Source organism: Pseudophaeobacter sp. 1A16562 (assembly GCF_041008785.1).
Taxonomy (GTDB): domain Bacteria; phylum Pseudomonadota; class Alphaproteobacteria; order Rhodobacterales; family Rhodobacteraceae; genus Phycobacter; species Phycobacter gallaeciensis_A.
This window is the reverse complement of sequence record NZ_JAXGFT010000017.1, coordinates 88095-107403: the sequence shown is the minus strand read 5'-3', so window position 1 is coordinate 107403 and position 19309 is coordinate 88095. Positions and strand designations below refer to the sequence as shown.

The 19309-nt window shown below is 60.5% G+C and carries 9 protein-coding genes and 2 pseudogenes; 6 read left to right on the top strand and 5 right to left on the bottom strand.

The genetic code is table 11. The annotated features are described in order from the left end of the window. Positions 1-328: 328 nt before the first annotated feature. On the bottom strand, positions 329-1495 hold the full coding sequence (locus tag SM764_RS19705; RefSeq protein WP_274834398.1) for a M20 aminoacylase family protein: 1167 nt from the start codon (positions 1493-1495) through the stop codon (positions 329-331). A gap of 619 nt (positions 1496-2114) precedes the next feature. Between SM764_RS19705 and SM764_RS19700 the strand changes: the two are divergent. The 4 genes and pseudogenes from SM764_RS19700 to SM764_RS19685 all read left to right on the top strand — a co-directional run. Next, positions 2115-2540: pseudogene (locus SM764_RS19700) on the top strand (tyrosine-type recombinase/integrase); the annotation flags it as partial. Between the two features lie 219 nt (positions 2541-2759). After that, entirely contained in the window at positions 2760-4472 is a 1713-nt protein-coding gene (locus tag SM764_RS19695) for a bifunctional helix-turn-helix transcriptional regulator/alpha/beta hydrolase (RefSeq protein WP_369002543.1), read from the top strand. Positions 4473-4561: 89 nt separating this feature from the next. Continuing rightward, positions 4562-10402 carry an MBG domain-containing protein gene (locus SM764_RS19690; protein WP_369002542.1) on the top strand — a complete coding sequence of 1947 codons (5841 nt, stop codon included), beginning with the start codon at positions 4562-4564 and terminating at the stop codon, positions 10400-10402. Positions 10403-10413: 11 nt separating this feature from the next. Continuing rightward, positions 10414-12072, top strand: a complete 1659-nt coding sequence (locus SM764_RS19685) for a ShlB/FhaC/HecB family hemolysin secretion/activation protein (RefSeq protein ID WP_369002541.1) — start codon at positions 10414-10416, stop codon at positions 12070-12072. Positions 12073-12123: 51 nt separating this feature from the next. Here the strand turns inward: SM764_RS19685 and SM764_RS19680 are convergent. After that, positions 12124-13291: pseudogene (locus tag SM764_RS19680) on the bottom strand (IS3 family transposase). Positions 13292-13856: 565 nt separating this feature from the next. Continuing rightward, positions 13857-14948, bottom strand: coding sequence for a helix-turn-helix transcriptional regulator (locus SM764_RS19675; RefSeq protein WP_369002540.1), 1092 nt, complete (start codon positions 14946-14948; stop codon positions 13857-13859). A gap of 20 nt (positions 14949-14968) precedes the next feature. Between SM764_RS19675 and SM764_RS19670 the strand changes: the two genes are divergently transcribed. Further along, entirely contained in the window at positions 14969-15682 is a 714-nt protein-coding gene (locus SM764_RS19670) for an SDR family NAD(P)-dependent oxidoreductase (protein WP_369002539.1), read from the top strand. Positions 15683-15791: 109 nt separating this feature from the next. Then, positions 15792-16313, top strand: a complete 522-nt coding sequence (locus SM764_RS19665) for an SRPBCC family protein (RefSeq protein WP_368948673.1) — start codon at positions 15792-15794, stop codon at positions 16311-16313. A 522-nt stretch (positions 16314-16835) separates the two neighbouring features. Here the strand turns inward: SM764_RS19665 and SM764_RS19660 are convergent. Beyond that, entirely contained in the window at positions 16836-17087 is a 252-nt protein-coding gene (locus SM764_RS19660) for a putative hemolysin (protein WP_274838742.1), read from the bottom strand. A 23-nt stretch (positions 17088-17110) separates the two neighbouring features. Then, a complete protein-coding gene (locus SM764_RS19655; protein ID WP_368948674.1) occupies positions 17111-18451 on the bottom strand; it encodes an amidohydrolase in 1341 nt (446 codons plus the stop codon). Positions 18452-19309 lie beyond the last annotated feature (858 nt).

Sequence of the window (19309 nt, the reverse complement as noted above, 5' to 3'; positions counted from 1 at the left end):
GACGCTTGAGCAATTTGAGGGCTCCGCGCCCGGCGCGCTTGCCCAATCAGACGACGGAGAATATGAAAACCAGACCCGCAGACTCTCGTTATGAATAAGGGAGCCTCGGGGGGCAGGTCAGCATCTGTTTGCTCCATCAAGAGGTTGAGCAAACTCTACATTAAAGTGCGGGAGATTTCGGGGGGCAGGTCAATCGGAGTAGGGGCGGGCGGCTAAGTCTATACAAACCTTTGGGATTGTCAGTGGCGATCTCACCCACAGGAAAACTGACTGCTAGGAAGCGATAAGATGCCAGCGAGGCGATCAACAAGGTATCCGGCCGTAATGTCTATGCCAGCGGCATGCGCCGTTCTGCCATTGCGACAAACCAGCTGCAGCCGAAGGGAATGACCTCGTCATTGAACTCATAGGACGGGTTGTGAAGATCGGCACTGTCGCCATTGCCTATGAACAGATATGCCCCAGGGCGTTCCAGGAGCATCTCGGAAAAATCCTCTCCCCCCATGATTGGCTTCAGATCACGATGCGCTACACCAGAGACCTCGAGGGCAACCTCTGCGGCAAGATCCGCTTCCCGCGCGTGGTTCACCAGCGCAGGTGGGCCGGAGATATGCGTGACTTCAGCAACCGCGCCGTAGCCAGTTGCCGTGGCCGTCGCCAGCGCATCGATGCGGGCCCGCACCAGCTTCTGAACCCCGGGTTCGAACGTCCGAACCGTGCCACGCATGTGAACGGAATCCGGGATTACATTGTATGTGTCCGTTTCTGTCCGAAAGCCGCAGACCGAGACCACCACGTTGTCGATGGGATCGATGTTGCGTGATGCGATGGATTGCAGGGCCACAACGATCTGCGACGCCACCAATGTTGTATCAACGCTCTTGTGTGGCATGGCACCGTGGCCACCCTTTCCGCGCACGATGATTTCAAACTTGTCCGGAGAGGCCATCTGAGGCCCGCTGCGCACCGCAAATTCGCCGATGGGCATCCCCGGCATATTGTGCATGCCGTAGACTTCTTCGACACCCCATCGCTCCATCAACCCGGCATCGATCATCGCCCGCGCACCACCGCCACCTTCTTCGGCGGGCTGGAAGGCCAAGACTATCCTGCCGTCAAAATTCCGCGTCTCGGCCAGGTATTTCGCCGCGCCCAGGAGCATTGATGTGTGCCCGTCATGCCCGCAGGCGTGCATCTTCCCCGGAACGGTCGAGGCATGAGGCAAATTTGTTGCTTCCTGAATCGGAAGGGCGTCCATGTCTGCGCGAAACCCGATGGTTTTGCCCGAAGTGTTTGACTTGCCGTTGATCACAGCGACTACACCGGTTTCACCGAAGCCCGTCACAATCTCATCGCAGCCAAATTCCTTGAGTTTCGATGCCACAAGCGCCGCCGTTCGATGCTCCTGAAAACGCAATTCGGGATGGGCATGGATATCGCGCCGCCATGCTGAAACTTCTGGCAACATTTCGGCGAAGCGGTTCAAGACAGGCATCGGTTTCCTCCAGGTGAGTGTTATTGCACTTTGGGACCAGGTGACAGCAGAGGCAAGATACCGTGCGCATCCGATCCAAAGGACGTTACCTCTCAAAGCACCCATTCTAGGCATGTGCGCGACGTCAGAGATCCGGGTGACAAATGCAGCCATAAAGTCACCTTGTAGGTCGTCCTTCACAGTCGTAGCAGGCATCGGCCATTAGGGACTGCGCGGCCATAACCGGGTACTGGCCGAACCGCAGATCAGAACTTACAGAACCTTCTGCCCTCACACGTAAAATCCGACTTTGCAGCGTCTGCTATCGCTCATTTCTATTTGGGTCCTGGCAGACCTCAATCGAATGGGCATCTTGGGCCACCGTCTGAGCGGCTGTTTCGTCCGCACTGTGTGAGATCACGGCTTCAGAACCTCGCAGTCGCAGTGAACGGCAGAAACAGCGAACTGCACCGCAGCACAAACCCTCAGCTGGTTGCGTAAAACGGCCAAGTTTGCAGAGGGCACTTCCTGCGCTTGGTGGACCTTCGTTCCCTAGGCAGCGTCAGTCAAGGTGGGCTCTTTCCATACCCCGCAGGCGTTGCTGCATCGTATGGTATTCTGCACGCGTCAACGTCGGGTTGTCTTGGAGGTTATGACATCCGGCAAAATCAAGGAACGCACGTCGGTTCTACAAAGCAAGACGCAGAAACCTGTCCGTTTCGAAATCTCAGAAGGCACGCGGGCATCTCTCGACAGATGGATGCTAGACCCGCTGATGGTTGGCTCCGAATACCTCTGGCCAGGCCGACTTCACGAGCGCCTTCATATCTCGACCCGCCCAAATGCTCGGATCGTCCGCGACTGGGTTACATCGATAAGGTTGGAAGCAAGTGCCTATGGCACGCACTCGATGCGTCGCACCAAGGTGACGCAGATCTACAAAAAGACCGGCAATCTGCGTGCCGTCCAGCTGCTGTTGGGACACACCAAGATGGACAGCACAGTTAGGTATCTGGATGTTGATCTTGAGGAAGCTCTTGCGATCGCAGAGGCGATTGAGATCTAGCAAACTGGGCCGTCTTCACGGACGGTCCGAACTGGACATTAGCCATGTGGGCATTTGGGATGCGCTTCTGCTAGGGTCGGCGCCGCCCGCATGACTGGATTCCCCGTGGCGGCCGGGAAGCTTTGGCTGGGAGGCCCCGTGAACAAGACCGAACCAAGTATGTCCAAACCGGGCACCGACACTGCGCTTTCTTCTTCTGATCCTCGTTCGAAGGCCGACATGACACAGCTATCGCATATGGTCTACGATGTCGCCCTCGACAATTCCCGCTGGGCCGAGATGATTGGCCGGATTGAAGCTCTCATGGCAGCGGGGGATGTGGCAGGTGTTGAGAGTGCGGAGCAGCTGGAGGATCTGCGGCAGCATGTCGAGCGCGCCATGCAGATATCGGATCGTCTAAGTGCCGCGCGGGATGAAAGTGATCTTGGGCGCAAGCTTCTGGCCAGCCTGTCGTTGTCTTTTCAGCTTTTTGATAGCGATGGCCACGAACTGCCGCCGGAGCCGATTTTTACCGATGCCACAGCGGGGAGTTTTACAGACGGGGACGATAGCGCAGGGCTGGCGCGAGATGTTCTTCCGCAAACGCTCCGCAGCCAATACGCGGCGACGCAGAACCCAATGCGTCTTGCCGGTAAAGGAGATGATCCGGCAGAGGAAATCCTGCTGGGGCCTGATCTGGTTCGAAAGCTCGGGTTGCCTGCGCGGGTAGTCTGGGCACGTCTGCGTCTGACACGAGACCCGCAGCGTATTGCAGCCAACCTTGGTGCGACTTACGGGCTCACGGCGGGGCGGCGCAAGTTCCTTGGGGCCTTTCTTGAACATGCAGACCTGCGCAAGGCCGCAACGGCCGTTGACCTGAGCTATGAGAGTGCGCGCACCTACCTCAAGGATATCTGCCAGACGCTCGGCTTGTCAGGACAGGCCGAACTGATCCGCGCCGCCTTGCAGAACCCGCTGTCAGTCATTGACGCTGATTTCTCTCAGACCGAACGATCTGCGGTGCGTTGCCAGATCGAACGCCCCGAGGGGGGCGTGATCGAGTATTTCGCGCTTGGCGCTGCGGGTGCCTATCCGATCATTCATTACGATGCACTGTCTGGGGTAGGTTTGGATGTGCTGCGTTTCCCGGAGGTGTTCGAGGCGGTGCTGAACCGCCTTGGTGCGCGGCTGATCGTTCCCTGTCGGCCGGGAACGTTCCGGTCGACCTTCATACGGCGCAAATCGGCGGCCGGGGATGCAGAGGATGTGCGTCTGTTGTGCGCGGCCCTCGAGATCGACCGGTTCGCGCTGATTAGCAATTCCTTTGGCGCGGTCAGTGCGCTCAATGTTGCTGCCGCGTTGCAGGACCGCTGTGACCGGGTTGTGCTGGCAGCGGTTCATAATCCCGACCGGGAGACCGAGCGAAGCGCCGCCGGGAATTATCTCCACAAGATTTCCGCAGTGATTGGGCGCCGCTCTCCGCTGGTCTTGCGCTGGTTGATCCCATTCCTGTGCAAGTCGGTGATTCAGGACCCCGGCAAGTTCGCAGAAAAGGCCATCGCCGAGGCGACGAGCGATCATGAAAAAGCGATCTTGCGGGCGCCGAGCTTGCTTAAGAGCGTGCAAATGATGCTCGAAGAGCGCACGGCGTCGGGCTTTGACGGCGTCATCCAGGAACATCGTCACATCGGGCGCAACCTTGGTTTCGATCTGTCGGAGTTGCAGGTGCCGTTGCATCTGTTCCAGGGGGACTGTGATCGGATGAACCCGGTGGAAGGTGCGGTCGCCCTTGCGGAGAAAGCGCCGCACGCGACGCTGCATATCATCAAAGGGATGGGCCATTCGATGATCAAGGCCGAGTGGGATTGGCTGTTGGCTGCCGCTGCCGGTGCAGACTACGAGATCCCGGCAGCAGATCGCCGCGGACCACTGGCAGAGGCTCTGGCCCGTTAAATTACAGCGGGGTCCCCAAATGGGAATTGTTTGAAATTCAAGGCAAAATTAAAAACCTGCGAGTTTTGAAATTTTGCCTGAGTGAATTGATGACATATGCTTTTTATCTGAGAAACTGCGCATCGTATGTGGCGATGGTCGCAATGTTGTGCGCGATGACCGGGGCGCAGGCTCTGGCTGGGCCAAAAGGCGGTGCAGTCACCTCGGGCAGTGCTCGGATTTCTTCAGGTGGCGGCGGGGTCACAACGATCCGTCAGAGAAGCAATCGGGCCGTTATAGACTGGCAGAGTTTTGACGTCGGAACGCAGGAGTCGGTTTCCTACCTTCAGCCGGGTCAGCATGCCGCCATCCTCAACCGGGTGACAGGCGGGGCAGGGGCTTCGCAGATCGACGGCAGTCTCACAGCGAACGGACAGGTGTTCGTGCTGAACCCGGATGGCGTGGTTATCGGTGAGACGGGCCGGATCGCATCGCGCGGAGGTTTCGTGGCCTCCACTCTGGATATCGAGGATTCCATGTTCATGCGCGGGGGCGATCTGCGTCTCAACGGCGATGGCTCTGGCGCCGTCATCAATCGGGGTGTGATCGAAAGCGAGGCGGGTGACGTCGTTCTGGTTGCGCCGCGGATCGGAAACTTTGGCACCCTGAGAGCCAAGGCCGGGACCGCGGCGCTTGGCGCGGGGTCCGCGGCATGGTTGCGGCCTGCGGATGACCAGATTCTGCACATTGATACAGGCCTGCAGATTGGCGGTCGCGGCGTAGACAATCAGGGCGTTATCAAGGCTGCGCAGGCAGAGCTGAAGGCCGCTGGCGGGTCGGTTTACGATCTTGCGATCAATCAGAGCGGAACCGTGCGTGCGACAGGCGTTGAGCGCAGGAATGGCCGCATCCTGCTGAGTTCGGGTGGTGGCTCCCTGGAGGTGTCAGGCACACAGGAGGCCCGCAATCAGGATGGCTCCGGCGGCGAGATCTATGCCGGTGGTGGGTTCCAGGGGAGTGATGCCGCGATCGAGAATGCCGAAACGTTGACGGTGAGAGACACGGCAGTCTTCGATGTGTCGGCCAGTGCCGGGGAAGCGGACGGTGGCAGGGTTATTCTGTGGTCTGACGGTCTGACCTCGTTTCAGGGCAGTATCAAAGCAACCGGCGGAGCCGATAGCGGTGACGGCGGGTTTGCCGAGGTCTCCGGGCAGGAGAGGCTGGATTTTAGACCGTCCTCGGTGGATCTCAGTGCGGAAACGGGCAGCGCGGGTACTTTGCTTCTGGACCCGGACGATCTGTTGATTGTTGACGCGCGTATGCAGGGCGAAGCAGCCGTCGTCGACACGGGCAGCGGCACCGTCACCCCGGAGCCGGGCTCGGGTGTGTGGGATCCTGATTTTGCCGGATCCGAAGTATTGGCGGAAACTGTCGAGGGGCTGCTTGAGACAACCAATGTAGTCCTGCAGGCAAGCGGCAGCATCTTTGGTAGGGCCCCAGTCGAGACGACCGCTGGCAGTACCAACAACCTGACCCTGACAGCTGGACAAGACATCATCCTTGAAGAGGTGATCAATCTTCAGCAGGGGGACCTGTCGCTGCTGGCCCAGGGCAGCATTCAAGGTCCTTCGGCCTTCCCCGGTTTCCCGGGGATTGGCGGTAACCCGATCACGGCCAACCGGATTTCCATCGGGGCCTCTGGTGGTGCGGGCCTTGCTTCTGTCGATCTGGGCTCGATTGCTCTTTCCGCGCAGGCGGTCGACCTCGATTTCGGCACGGCGATTTCCGGTGACGTGAACCTCGGGAATGCAGCCAATACTATCGGCGAAGTCAATCTGCTGAACGCCGGGAGCGGGGGCTTCTCTGGCGCGTTGACGCTGGTGAATGATGGGGATGGGCTGACCGTCAACGGCAGCCTCGCTGGCACCGACCTGACCGGCTTGTCCATCGTGACGGACGGTGACCTCTCTCTTGGGGCGGACTTCGATCTCTCCGCTCCGGCGACCTCGGGTGCGCTGGATCTTGTGCTGGCCTCCACCAACGGCGACATCAAGAGCCAGGCGCCTGCAAGCGCCTTTGCCGGGCTGGATGCCGGTGCGAACCAACGCCTGCTGGCCTATTCCACCAACAAGTCCCAGACGACCCTCGCGACCGATCTGTCTCTGACCGAGGTCACGCAGGAAAGCTATGCGTCCGCGCCGCCCTCGGGGTTGCCTGCGGATGGTACCAGCCGGATCTTTTACCTGTCGGGGCTGGGGCAGCTGACGCTGACGGCAGATGACGTCAGCCGCGCCTACGGGAGCGCGAATGGTGCGCTGACCTTTTCGGTCGAGGGTTTGGTCGGCAGCGACACCTTCGACGCGGTAACCACCGGGGCGCCCGCGTTGTCCGTCGCCGCAGATACCGAAAGCAATATTGGCAGTTACGAGATTTCGATTGGCCACGGTGATCTGGAGCTAACCTCTTCCACCTATACCGGTTTTTCCTTTGTGCCGGGTAAGCTGTCGGTGACACCGGCGGAGCTGATTGCCTCTCCGGTCACAACCACAGTGACATATGGGGACAATTTCCGCATTCCTGTGACCTTCACGGGTTTTCGTAATGGGGATACGGCGCACAGTCTTGGTTTGCAAAATGCTGAAGCAGCGGTGCCGGGTGCGGGCGGCACACCGGACGTTGGCCGATACGATGCGATCTTTACTGCAGGAACTTTCGGAAATTACCGGTTCGTCGATAATGGCGCCACTGACGAGCTGGTTGTGACGCCGCGCCCGTTGACCATCCGCCTGCGCGACAGAAATCGCATTTATGGGGAAACCAACAGATTTCTCGATCCGACTTTCGAGGGGCTTGTACGGTCGTCCCATGAAGAGGATTTCACCGTCAGCCAAAGCACTGCCGCGACGGTGGCCAGCGATGTCGGCACCTACGCGATTTCTGGCGCGGCTTCGGCGGCGGGAAGCAGTGCGTCGAACTACGATGTGAGCATTGTGCCGGGGCGCCTGAATATCACGCCTGCGCCGCTCAGCCTGGCGGTCGACGCGACCAGCCGGGAATACGGCGAGGATAATCCCGTCTTTTCCGCAACGCCCACCGCCGGGACCTATTGGCGCAATGGAGATGACGCGTCCGACGTCAATTTGAGCTTTGCAACGGATGCTGACCGCACATCGGATGTTGGCACCTACGGTGTGCGGGTCAGTGGTTCGGCCCGGAATTACACCATCGAACCGCGCCTCAGTGGCAGCGCGCTGACCATCACGCCCGCTCCGCTGACCATCACGGCTGAGAACCTGGCAAAGGAATATGGCGACCTCCTGGATGGCGCGGGGCTAAGCTTTGACGCCGTAGGGCTGAAACTGGAGGACCAAGTGGCAGACCTTGGTTCGTTGCAAGCAACTTCTGATGGGTTTGCCGCCGAAGCCGATGTGGTGACAGATGGCTACGCGGTCAACATCACGGGCCTGTCCAATCCCAATTACAGACTAACCTCGGCAAATACGCCCACCCTGACGGTCACCCCGGCTGAGCTGAACCTGAGCGTTGGCGATGCGTTCCGCGCCTATGGCGACAGCGCGTTCGAGGTTTCCGGGACCACCGCCACGGGCTTGCGGTCCTGGGACAGTATTCAAGATCTTGGGCTGAGCTACGCCTCTGCAATCACTGACAGCAGTCTTGATGCCGGGCAAAGCCGCCCGATCACTGCGCAGCTTGGGGCGGATGTGGTCAACTACACGTTGGCCGATGTGACACCAGGTGCCGCCACCGTCACACGCCGGAAGGTGCGCGGCTATATCTCGCGCTTTCAAAGGTTCTTCGGCAACACCAGTACGCCGAACATGACGGTCTCTGGACTGGTAAATGGGGATACGCTGGCGGATATTGACGGCTTCAGCTTCGACGGCGTGCATGACGATGCCCTGACGGATGTGGGCACCTATACCGTCACCGGTTTGATTGAGGATAACAACTATGAACTGGCCAGCCCTGCGCGGGGCACTCTGACGATCATTCCGCGCCGTATCACTGTAATCGTACCGGAGCAGAACCGGACCTATGGCGACGCAGGCCCAGTGCAGGTCGAGATCGGCAACATGGCGCCGGGGCATACGCTGGAGGACGTCCTGAATGGCGGCGGGTTCTTCAGTGCAGGTGCGGATCCCCATGCCAATGTCGGCACCTATGAGGTCACGGGTCGTTTCCATAACGACAACTACGAGGTCCTGAGTCAGGTTATCGGCGATGTGAACGTGCGGCCAGCGCCCCTGACCATCGATATGAGCGATGTGACCGTGGCCTACGCCGAGAGGCCGAATGCCACATACACGGTAGAGGGGCTGCAGAACGGCGAAACTCTGCAAAACCTCTTTGTCCAATACGGTCCGCAATATCTGCTCAGCGAGTTTTCCCTGCCGGACGGGCGCAAGGAAGATGTGGTGGCATTCAGCTATCAACCCGCAGTCCTTGCCAATGGCGAAAAGCCGATGGACAATTATTTCATCCGTGTCGGCCGCGGCGCGATGGAGGTCATCAAGCGGCAGATCTACATCGCCGCCCATGACATCCTGCGAGAGCTGGCCGCGGACTACCAGCGCGAAGAGCTCTACCCCGGTCTCGTCTACGAGGGCGGCACGCTGGTCGGCGGGCGGCTGGTGAACGGCAACGGCCTGGGCCTGGCCTATATCGGCGACGAGTCGCTCAGCGTGATCCCCGGCAACAACGTTGCGGATGTGCTTCAGGTGGTGGTGACCCTGGACGGGCGGACCGAGGACCCGGATGCGGATCGCAAGTACGACATCACCTATGTCGGAGAGCTGGGCGACGTGATCACCAAGAACAATCAGATCATCGAGCTCATCGAAATCGACACCGAGGTGGAATCGACCACGACCAGCGTCGTGATGGACAACTTCATCGCCACCAACGACCAGGGACAGATCGTCGACCCCGAGGCCTGTGAATCCCTCGGCAAGGTCATGGTGGACGGGGTCTGCGACCTCAGCCACGTCGAATACACGCTGACCAAGGCTCCCGACGTGGTTTCGCCCCTGACGGCGGGCCTGATGGACGATCTGACGACCGAGCCCTCGGATACCCTGGTTGAGGTCTTCTCGAACTACCTGATCGGCGGCATCCAGACAGGCGCCCTGAGCACCGACATGATCTACCTGATCGACGACCTGCGCAACGGCAGGATCAGCGGCGACGCCTTTATGGCGCGGGCGCTGGCCGAACCCGGTGCAGGCAGCGTGCTGATGGAGGCGATGGACGGTTACATTCAGGCGCTGGTCAATGCCGATCCCGGCAGCCTGACCGAGGCCGAAACCCTGCTGCGCGGGCGCTACGAATACCGGGCGCGCCGCATGGCCAACCAGATGTACTGGGACCTGGTCGCGGCCAAGGAACAGGATGACGCCCGGCGCGCCTCGGAGAACGCTACCCTGGGCGGGCTGGTCGCCAAGGCTCCGGCTGGCTACGTGCTGGACGGCGTGCTGGGCAATTACACCCGCGATCTGGGCGACCAGATGCTGGCGATCAGCGGCGGGGCAAGTGTCGCAGGCTTCGCCGGCGGCGCGGCTGCCGTGCCGATCGCCTATGTCGCCCATACGGCGGCACAGGCAGCGCCCCTGGGGGCGATCATCACGAGCAATGCTTCGAGCAAAGCGGCTGTCGTTGCGGCCAACCTCGCCCTCAACAAGATGTCGGCGGTGTTCGGCAGCACCGTCACTGCTTCGACAGCGGGCGTGGCCGGTGGGATCTTCCTGACCGCGGCCATCATCGGCGTGCAAAGCGGCATCGCCCAATCCGAAGCCGCCAACCGCGAGGCGGAACTGGCCTTCTTCATGGAGCGCCTTCACCCCGACAACTTCTATCCGGGCAACGTGCCACCCGCGATGCATGCCCTGATCATGAGCGAACTGGCCACCGGCGCCACGCTGGGCGGGAACTGAGACCAATGAAAATGACCAAGACCCCGGGCCTTTTGGCCCTCCTTTGCGGTGCGCTGCTGGCCCTTGTGCCCGCGCTGCCCGTCACGGCGCAGCAAGGCCCCGCACCGCAGCTTGCGGCCTTATCAGGCGAAGAGGCCCTGTTGCCCCGACTTAACGGCCTGGCCCTGGTGGCCCGTGCGCCGGGCACCACCGCCAGCCGCCAAACCGGGGTGCAAATCTCTCAGCGGCTCGAGGCGCCCGACGAGGCCGCCCTGGCCGCGCGCCTGCAAGGCACCATCGGCCGCCCGGCCTCGCTGGAAAGCCTCCACAGGCTGGTGGCCTATGTGCGGCTGCACTTCCGCGAAGCGGGCTACCCCTTCACCCTGGTGACCCTGCCCGAGCAGGACATCACCCATGGCACCGTGGCGATCCTGGTGCAGCCCTCGCGGCTTGCGCAGGCGCCGGCGGTGGACGGTGCCGAGTATTTCAAAGCCGAAGACTATCGCCGCGCCATACGCGTGCAACCCGGACAGACCATCAATGCCGAGATCCTGGAAGCTGATGTCGCCCTGCTGAACGCCAATCCCTATCGTGATGTGAAACTCGTCTCGGCGCCGGGCCGGGAGCCCGCCACCACGGCGCTCACCTTGGTGACGCAAGAGCAGCGACCCTATGACTTCACGCTGGGGTTCAGCACGGACGTTTTTGATGGTGAAACGAGTACGAACCTGAATGGCAGCGCAGTTTTAGGGAATGTGCTGGGGAGAGGAGATGTGCTGCGCTACGATCTGGGTGCGGATCCGGACAACTCCACCTCCATCGCTCATACGCTGACATTCAGCCATTTCCTGCGGGGCGGGCGAAGGCTCCAGGCATCGGCCTATTACACCAAGCCAAAAAACGAGTTTTCGGGGGTTTTCCGTCAGGTCCAGTCGACTGCGCGCTTTGGCCTGACCTATCACGCGCCAGGCCTTGGCACGAAAGCCGGAGAGCAGCAGGACTGGTATGTCGGCGTTGAGGTCTCCAGCGAGGAATACGAGCTGCAATTCGCGGGCATTCCAGTTTCGCGAACGGATGTGGACCTGGCCTATCTAAAGGCTGGTTGGAGCCGCGCGCGGAGGCTCGAGCGGGGGCAGCGCAGCTACGGGGTGGATCTGCTGCTCAGCCCTGGTGACTTTAGTGGCGGAAATTCCGACGCCCGGTTCAATGCCGCAAGGTCAGGGGCCACAGCTGACTATGCCATCCTGCGGCCGCGGTTCTCGCAGTCAATGGCGCTTCCGGTGGGTGGGACATGGTCGATTGCGGCGCGTGGACAGATGGCGACAGGCAAGCTGTTGCAATCACAGCAATTTAACGCGGTGTCAGGCAACGCCGTTCGGTTTGGCGATGTTTCCGTCTACGGCGATCATGGTCTCGCGCTGCAAAACACCCTGACTGTTTCTGACTGGACCTTCGGCAACTGGCGCTTCACACCGCAGCTGATGGGGGATGTCGCCGCAGTCCGCTGGACCGGAAACAGCACCGGCGCATTGCGGAATACGCGACTGGCGGTTGGCCTTGGCGCAGGGATCAACGCCGATATTTCGGGGCGTGCAACTCTGTCGTTGAATGCAGGGAGATTGTGGTGGCAAACCACCAATGAAACGCGCAGCGAGTTTGCCCTAACGTTCAGTTTGAGTGTCGGGCTTTGAGCGCGGGAAAGCGCCGGTGGTCGGCCCCACCTGAGTGGTCCAGCTTAATTGTTAGTGCATGATCAGTCTTGGGTCCATCGGTACGATGGTTTCCTGGGCTGGAGGGCGGTAGCCCAAAGCACTGTGTGGTTGTTTCGTGTTGTAGTGTTTCCTCCACTGTTGATCAGCGGTCTCCGCTTCCCGGAGGCTGTAGAAGACTTCCCCGTTCAGCAGTTCATCCATTGCCCGGCAGGCGCATGCAACGCATGCTGCCGAGAGGGGCGGAACCGGGCGTTGAAGCTTTCGCAGTAGCCATTCTCCCAAGGTGACCCAGGTTCGATGTAAGCGGTCTTGGCGCCGACAGCCTTGATCCAATCCTGGACGGCCTGAGCTACGAACTCAGGGCCGTTGTCGGACCGGATGTAAACCGGGACGCCTCGCATGATGAACAGATCGCTCAAGGCGCCGATCACGTCACCCGAGTTCAGCTTGCGTTTCACCTTGATCGCCAAGCACTCCCGGCTGTGCTCGTCTAGGATGTTGAGCGTCCGGAAGACCTTTCCATCATCGGTCCGGCAAGGAACAAAGTCATAGCTCCAGACGTGGTTGCGATACTCGGGGCGCAGCCGGACACATGATCCGTTATTCAGCCAGATCCGTCCCTTCTTCGGTTGTTTCATTGGCACCTTTAGCCCCTCTCGCCGCCATAGGCGCTCGACGCGCTTGTCGTTCACCTCCCAGCCCGCATCTCTCAGCAGAGCCGCGATGCGACGATAGCCGTAACGGCCGAACTGGCGTGCCAGCTCAATCATGTCCGCGACCAGCCGTGCTTCGTCGGCCCGGCCTTGCGGCACCTTCCTCTGCGTGGATCGGTGCTGCCCCAGGACACGACAGGCGCGCCGCTCGGACAGCCGGAACCGGGTGCGGACGTGATTGATGCAGGCACGGCGGCGAGCGGGGCTCAGTAGTTTCCCTTTGCTGCCTCTGCCAGGATCAGCTTGTCCAGCGTCAGATCCGAGACGGCCTTTCTAATCCGTTCGTTCTCCTTCTGGAGGCGTTTGAGTTCCCTGAGCTGGTCGGTTCCCATACCGCCATATTGCTTGCGCCAGCGATAATAGGTTTGCTCAGTTATGCGAACTTCGCGGATCGCATCCACGCGTGTCGCGCCCTGTCCGACAAGTACCTCAACCTGCCGCAGCTTCGTGACAATCTCTTCTGGCTTGTGTCGTTTCGTAGCCATTCTGGCCCTCCGTTTTCCTAAACATAACGGCGGACCACTTCAGTGGGGGAAGACCAGGTATGGAGTTGATACTTGCAGTCTGTGACCCTGCCGCCGTATAGGGCGGAGAAGAGGACTACGTTTCTCGCTATGTCTCAACGGTAGTGAAACGCGCCCTGACGAGCACGGATACTGAATACATCGCTGTCTTTTTATCTGTTGGCACGGTCGACAAGAGATGCGTTGAAAGCATACTGGGCTGACCGGTTGGGGCTCCAAGCGGACCAGCGGCAATGCGGCGTGTGATTTTGCGCGAAACACTCTGTCACCCGCCCTGGTCAGTCACACCGGGGCCCGCTCCCAGCCCAAAGTGACCGATGCGAAGCGAGGTTGGCTCTCGTTGCCGCACATGCACAAATCGCGCCTCGACTTCCCGGAACCGGACATTCAAGCTGTCAAACGCGGCATTTTGCCCTCAATGTCGGCAGTGGAGCCCAGTCTACCGCTTTTTCATCTGGCGAGGCGAGGAACCTAGCAGATGGTTGTCAGAAGTGGTTCATGACTGACGCAGTCCCATACGGGATCATCAGACCACCCCTTCGGCGTCTCGGTTGACAAGACGGAACTGGCGCGGCGTGACATTTGCCGTGCGCAGGAAATCACGCTGGAAATGGGCCTGGTCGGCGTAGCCACAGCAATAGCCGATCTCGGCAAGGCTGGTATCGGTTTCCACGAGGTATATGGCAGCCGCCTTCATCCGCGCGCGCCGAAGCACGCGCGAATAGCTTTGGGATTCACCAAGGAGGCGCCGCTGCATAGATCGTTCGGACAGGGCAAGCAGCTTGGCTGCATCGGAGCTTTTCCAGGAACGGCCGAGATCGGTTTCGAACAATGCGGCAAGACGATCAGATAGGCGCGCGTCGCCCGCGCCGGGCAAGGTCGGCGATCCTTGATCGCTGGGGCCGTTCAACGCAGTCCAGGTGATGTGGCAGCGCGCTGTCTCCGTTGCCGGTGCGAATGTGGCATCGCGCAGGTCGTGCGGCCTTAAGGATTTTCCGCCAATTTCCAACCGGCACTCCTGCGCACCGATGGCCATGACTAGGCCGAGAAGAAGCCCGGCGATCAGGCAGTTTTCTCCTGCCGTCGCAGGGCAGTCCCGGCTGGTACGCGCACACAGAAAAGCGCTGGAATGCGTTTCGATCCAGGTATTGTGAGAGGAATGGTAGTAGCGCTCAAGGCGCATGAACTTTTCGGCCAGCACCCGTGGAGTTGCCGAGCGTCTCATGACGGTAAGGGCCGGGGTTTCCGCTGCAGTATCAAGGTACTGTCCGACGCTAAGCAGCAATCCCGGACCGTGGCGCTCCATAACGCGCTGCACGAGCGATTGCTTTTGGCCGACATCAGCCAAGGCACCTCTCATCGGGTCGGCAATGGTGGCGCCTTCAAGAAGCTCGGGGGCCTGATCAGCGATGGCTTGAGCCAGAAGAGCGACCAGCCCGGAGTAGGTAAACTTTTCCATTTCGACCTGGTCCTGTGTCAGAGTATCCAGCGCCATTCTATCATCGTTGCACCGGAGATTATTGAACAATCCCGCCAAGGTTTGCGGCTGTGTGTTTTCGCGGGTGATGGCGCAATACTTCAATAAATCCAGACACCCGATAGCGAGTGTCTTGTCCATTCACATCGAAAGGGCACACGATGCAGTATATTCGGAAATCCATTGTCGTAACCGGCGCCAGCCGTGGAATCGGAGCCGCGCTGGTGAATGCCTATGCCGCGCAGGGCGACGAGGTGATTGCCGTCGCGCGGTCGCTTCCCAAGGCAAGTAGGAGTAATATCCAGCCGCTCGCCGCCGACCTTGCCACCGACGCGGGGATTGCTCGCCTAGTCAGGGCGATCGAGGAATGGGGGCAGGGCGTTGACATCCTGATCAACAATGCGGGTATCCAGAACGAGATCGCGCTGACAGGTTTCATTGAGCCGGCAACCATCGACACGGAGATTGCCCTGAACCTTGCAAGTCCGATCAAGCTGAGCCTGGCGCTCATGCCCTTCCTGCGGGGAGCGGGCAGCACGGTGGTCAACGTCACCTCGCTGGTGGCATTGCACCCCAAGCCCTCGGCCCCGGTCTATTCGGCGACGAAAGCGGGTCTGTCCTCATTCACCCGCGCCCTGCGACATCAGATGAGCGGCAAAGGCATCGCGGTGGTCGAAGTGATCCCTCCAGTCGTCGCCACCGACATGACCGCGGGCCGGGGCCACGGCAAGCTCTCTCCCGAGGACATGGCTGCCGCCATCATCGCCGGTGTTGCGCAGGGCGCGACGCTGGTAGCGCCGGGCAAGTCGAGGCTCGTGATGCGGCTCAATCGCTTTCTGCCCGGTCTCGTTGCGAGGTTCCTCGCCAAGGAGTGAGTACCGGCCCTGCCATTCTCTTCGGCATTTGGCGGAATTTTTCAATAATCCGGACCGCCCGGCAGGCTAACAGACCATATCGAATCCAACCAAGGGAAATAATATTGACATGTTGAAACCCATCATTGCATCGCTCTCAATTACCAGTGCCGCCCTCCCACTGCAGGCCGACACGACCAAGAGCCTTACCCGCCTTGAAATCAACACCTCGATCGACATTCCGGCACCCGCCGATGTGATCTGGGACATCTTGGCCGACACCGACGCCTATCCTGAGTGGAACCCATATCACGTTCGCGTCGAGGGCGAGATGAAGATCGGCCAGAATCTTGCAGTTCACGTCGAGAAGCCCAACGGAACCGCAGTGACTGTGAACCCGCGCCTGATGGAATACGATCGAGGCAAGAGTCTGGTGTGGGGTGGCGGCCCGGTCGGCATCTTTCGCGGCGTTCACCGTTTTGATCTGGAAAGCCTGTCCCCCACCTGCGCGCGACTGCACCATACCGAGGTGTTTTCCGGCCTGTTCATCTCCTTCGCCGAGTTGGATGCGATCGAGCCGGGTTATGTGCTGATGAACGAGGCCCTCAAGGAGCGCGTCGCGGCGCTGCGCGACAACGGGAATGGCTGCTGAACACGGCGAGGCCTCAATGCGCAGAAAACGGCTTAGAACCTGAGACAACCCGTGATTGGCCGCACATATCAAAGTCCGGTCTGTCCGCACACCGGGCCTTGAGTCGTGTCGGCAAAGCTGCACATGGGGGCGAATGTCCGCTAAGAGCCCAAATACGACCTTCCAGAAGGGCGCAGCGCAGGCTCTGCTGCAGGCGCGAGAGGTTTCCGAAGAGCGGACCTTCGGCTCCGCTCAGCTGACCAGGGCGATGCTGCAATCAGTGCAGAAGTCAGCGAAGCGCAGATAGTGACATTTGCAAAGTCGCGGGATTTGGCAGCTGGGCGGCGTTCACATGCTGCATGAGCAATGGAAAGAGCAGACCTTCGCCGCAAGTGCAGTCTGCAAATATCATTTGACGGAAGGCAAGCGGGACTTTCCAGACCATGCAGGGAGACATCCAATATTTTGCGAATGACCCAAACTGGCCGTTACTCAACGGCGCCATGGATGGCTGCATAGCTGTTTACTTCGTGACCAGTCGGTTTACTGATCCCTGAAGTAAGCCCAGGCATCCACTTCGGTTCCGTCCGCGAGAATGCAGACGCCGGTTTCTGAACCGTCATCGGCGCGGCGGATCTCATAAGTGCCGCCTTTGTCGACACAGTAGACCGCGGCGGGATTGGAAAGGCCGGTTGCTCCCGGTTGCTCGCCATTAGCCTCATCCTGCGAACAGCCGGTCATCGTTGCGCCGACCGCGATGAACAAGACAGCCAGTACTTTGCGTTCAACATTCATATGCGCTCCCTCGCAGATTTGGATCAATGCACGCCATGGGCGACCGTCAGCGCATGATGGAGGGCGGCCTCCGTGAATTCCTGTTTGACTTGCGGTCCTCCCGGCAGTTCGAGCGAGGCCTTCCGCTCTGGCTCTCCTGCGGGAAGCATGCGCCCTTCCATGACCGTGCCCCAGACGCCGATATTGCGGATTTCCATTGCATCGACCGAAAGAGGATTCGCATCGAGGATCGTCAGGTTCGCACGCTTGCCGGGGGAAATGGTCCCGATCTCGTCTTCCAGCTTCAGCGAATAGGCAGCCTCGATGGTGACGCCGCGCAGCGCCTCCTCGACCGTCACCCGCTGATCGGAGCCAGCGACGCGGCCCGAGGTGGTGAGACGGTTCACCGCGCACCACATCAGGAACAACGGATCCGCCGGCGCCATCGGCATGTCGGAATGAAGCGACCACCGGACACCCGCGCGCGAGAGGTCGCCGAGACGCACCATCTCGTTCGCGCGTTCGGGGCCGAGCCCGACCTCGCCATACTGATCGGACAACGCCGTGACATAGTAGGGATTGCCGCTGACGATCGCTCCGAGCTTTCTGATGCGGGACACCTGGTCGGCGCCGCTCACCGCGAAATGGGCGATCACCGTGCGGTGGTCATAGCGCGGGTTGCGCCGCAGGTTGGCCTCGAGCGTGTCAAGGACGCGGTTGAGGCCCTCGTCGCCGTTCACGTGAATGTGGATCTGGTACCCCGCATCCCAGTAAATGCGGAAGGCGCGCTCGAAGACGTCCCTGTCCATCATCCACTCGCCGCTGTGACCGTCCAGGTAGGGCTCGCGCACCTGCATGCGTTGGGAATAGATCGCCCCATCCGCGAACAGCTTCGCTTGCCTGGACGTCGTGCTAGTCATGCCGCCGTACCAGGAGGCGAGCTTTTCGGTCTCGGCGATGACCTGTGCGTCATCGTCGTACATCCCGACGAGGCTCTTGCCGTCGGGCATGAAGGACCAGCGGAATGGCATGTCGGGGCTGGAGAAGACAGCATTCACACCGTCCTGCACCGGCCTGGAAAGGATGCCCCCGGGCTCGTTGCCGATCGTGATGCCCTTCGAATGCATGTAGTCCCTTACGATTTCCAGCCCCGCCTGAAGCCGTTCGGGACTGGCAGCCATGGTGGCGATGTACGGCAGAACGGCGAACATCCCCTGTTCCCAGAAATGGCCGTCCTCGAAGCTGCTCTGCTCCCCGGCCGAGGCGGAAAAGGCGTCGTATGCCTCCTGCGTGAGACCGCCGCGTTCCAACGTGGCGGTGTTGAGGAAGAACTGCGTGGCAGGAACGCCCCCAGACGAGGATCGGCCGGGTCGTGCTGATAGCATCGAGTTCGGCCCGCGTCAGAGGTCCGTAAAAGGAAGGATGGTAGCCCCAGGTCAGTACGGGTTCGTCGGGATCGGACCGCGCGGCCACGGCGGCTGTCAGCCGGTCGATGAAGTCCTGCTTGTCCTTCACGGCAGGGACCGTCCCCGTCGGCAGGACCCAGTCCTCGATCGACAGGATCTCGGACGACATGCTGAGCGCGGCCAGAACCGGGTGATCGTGCTGGGACACGAAGCCCGGAACAATCACGTGATCGGCGAAGGTCGTGTCGACCTCGTAGGACTGATCGCCGAGGATCGCGACGGTATCCTCAAGGCTGCCAACCCAGAGGATGCGCCCGTCCACGACTGCGACCGCTTCCGCGGCGGGCCGTGCCGGGTCGAGCGTTACGATTTCTCGAGCAGTATAGATGGTAGCCTTTGGCGAAGCCACGAAGAGGCTTCCGACGTCCTGAAGCGAACCCGTCTGCGCCATGACCCGCCCCACGGGCGTTAGTGCCGTTGCTCCAGCAATACTGGCACGGACAAAGGTTCTGCGGTCTAAAATGGGCATTTTGAAAAATCTCCTCACCGACGAACGCGCGCACCTAGAGCGTACTCGAGATCCGGCGGAGCCAACAAACTTTCTAGTCGCAGTGGCAACTTTTTGCTTAGCATTGATCGAAGGTCCGGTTCGCGCCAGACGATTCAAAGGCGGCGCACTAGGGCAAGGTCGAAATGGGCTCGAAGCGGACCTGCGCCGACGCAGAGGAGGGCTCGACGCTCCAGACACGGTACATCGACCCCCTGCGGGTCAAACCGGCCGTTCGATCCTCTCGCAACCGCAGAGAATATCCACTTGCCACCCGAAAATGCATGGGC

Coding starts and splice junctions, on each gene's coding strand:
- SM764_RS19705 (WP_274834398.1), bottom strand. CDS start 1,495: ATGCCTGTCTTGAACCGCTTCGCCGAAATGTTGCCAGAAGTTTCAGCA.
- SM764_RS19695 (WP_369002543.1), top strand. CDS start 2,760: ATGACACAGCTATCGCATATGGTCTACGATGTCGCCCTCGACAATTCC.
- SM764_RS19690 (WP_369002542.1), top strand. CDS start 4,562: ATGACATATGCTTTTTATCTGAGAAACTGCGCATCGTATGTGGCGATG.
- SM764_RS19685 (WP_369002541.1), top strand. CDS start 10,414: ATGACCAAGACCCCGGGCCTTTTGGCCCTCCTTTGCGGTGCGCTGCTG.
- SM764_RS19675 (WP_369002540.1), bottom strand. CDS start 14,948: ATGGACAAGACACTCGCTATCGGGTGTCTGGATTTATTGAAGTATTGC.
- SM764_RS19670 (WP_369002539.1), top strand. CDS start 14,969: ATGCAGTATATTCGGAAATCCATTGTCGTAACCGGCGCCAGCCGTGGA.
- SM764_RS19665 (WP_368948673.1), top strand. CDS start 15,792: ATGTTGAAACCCATCATTGCATCGCTCTCAATTACCAGTGCCGCCCTC.
- SM764_RS19660 (WP_274838742.1), bottom strand. CDS start 17,087: ATGAATGTTGAACGCAAAGTACTGGCTGTCTTGTTCATCGCGGTCGGC.
- SM764_RS19655 (WP_368948674.1), bottom strand. CDS start 18,451: ATGCTATCAGCACGACCCGGCCGATCCTCGTCTGGGGGCGTTCCTGCC.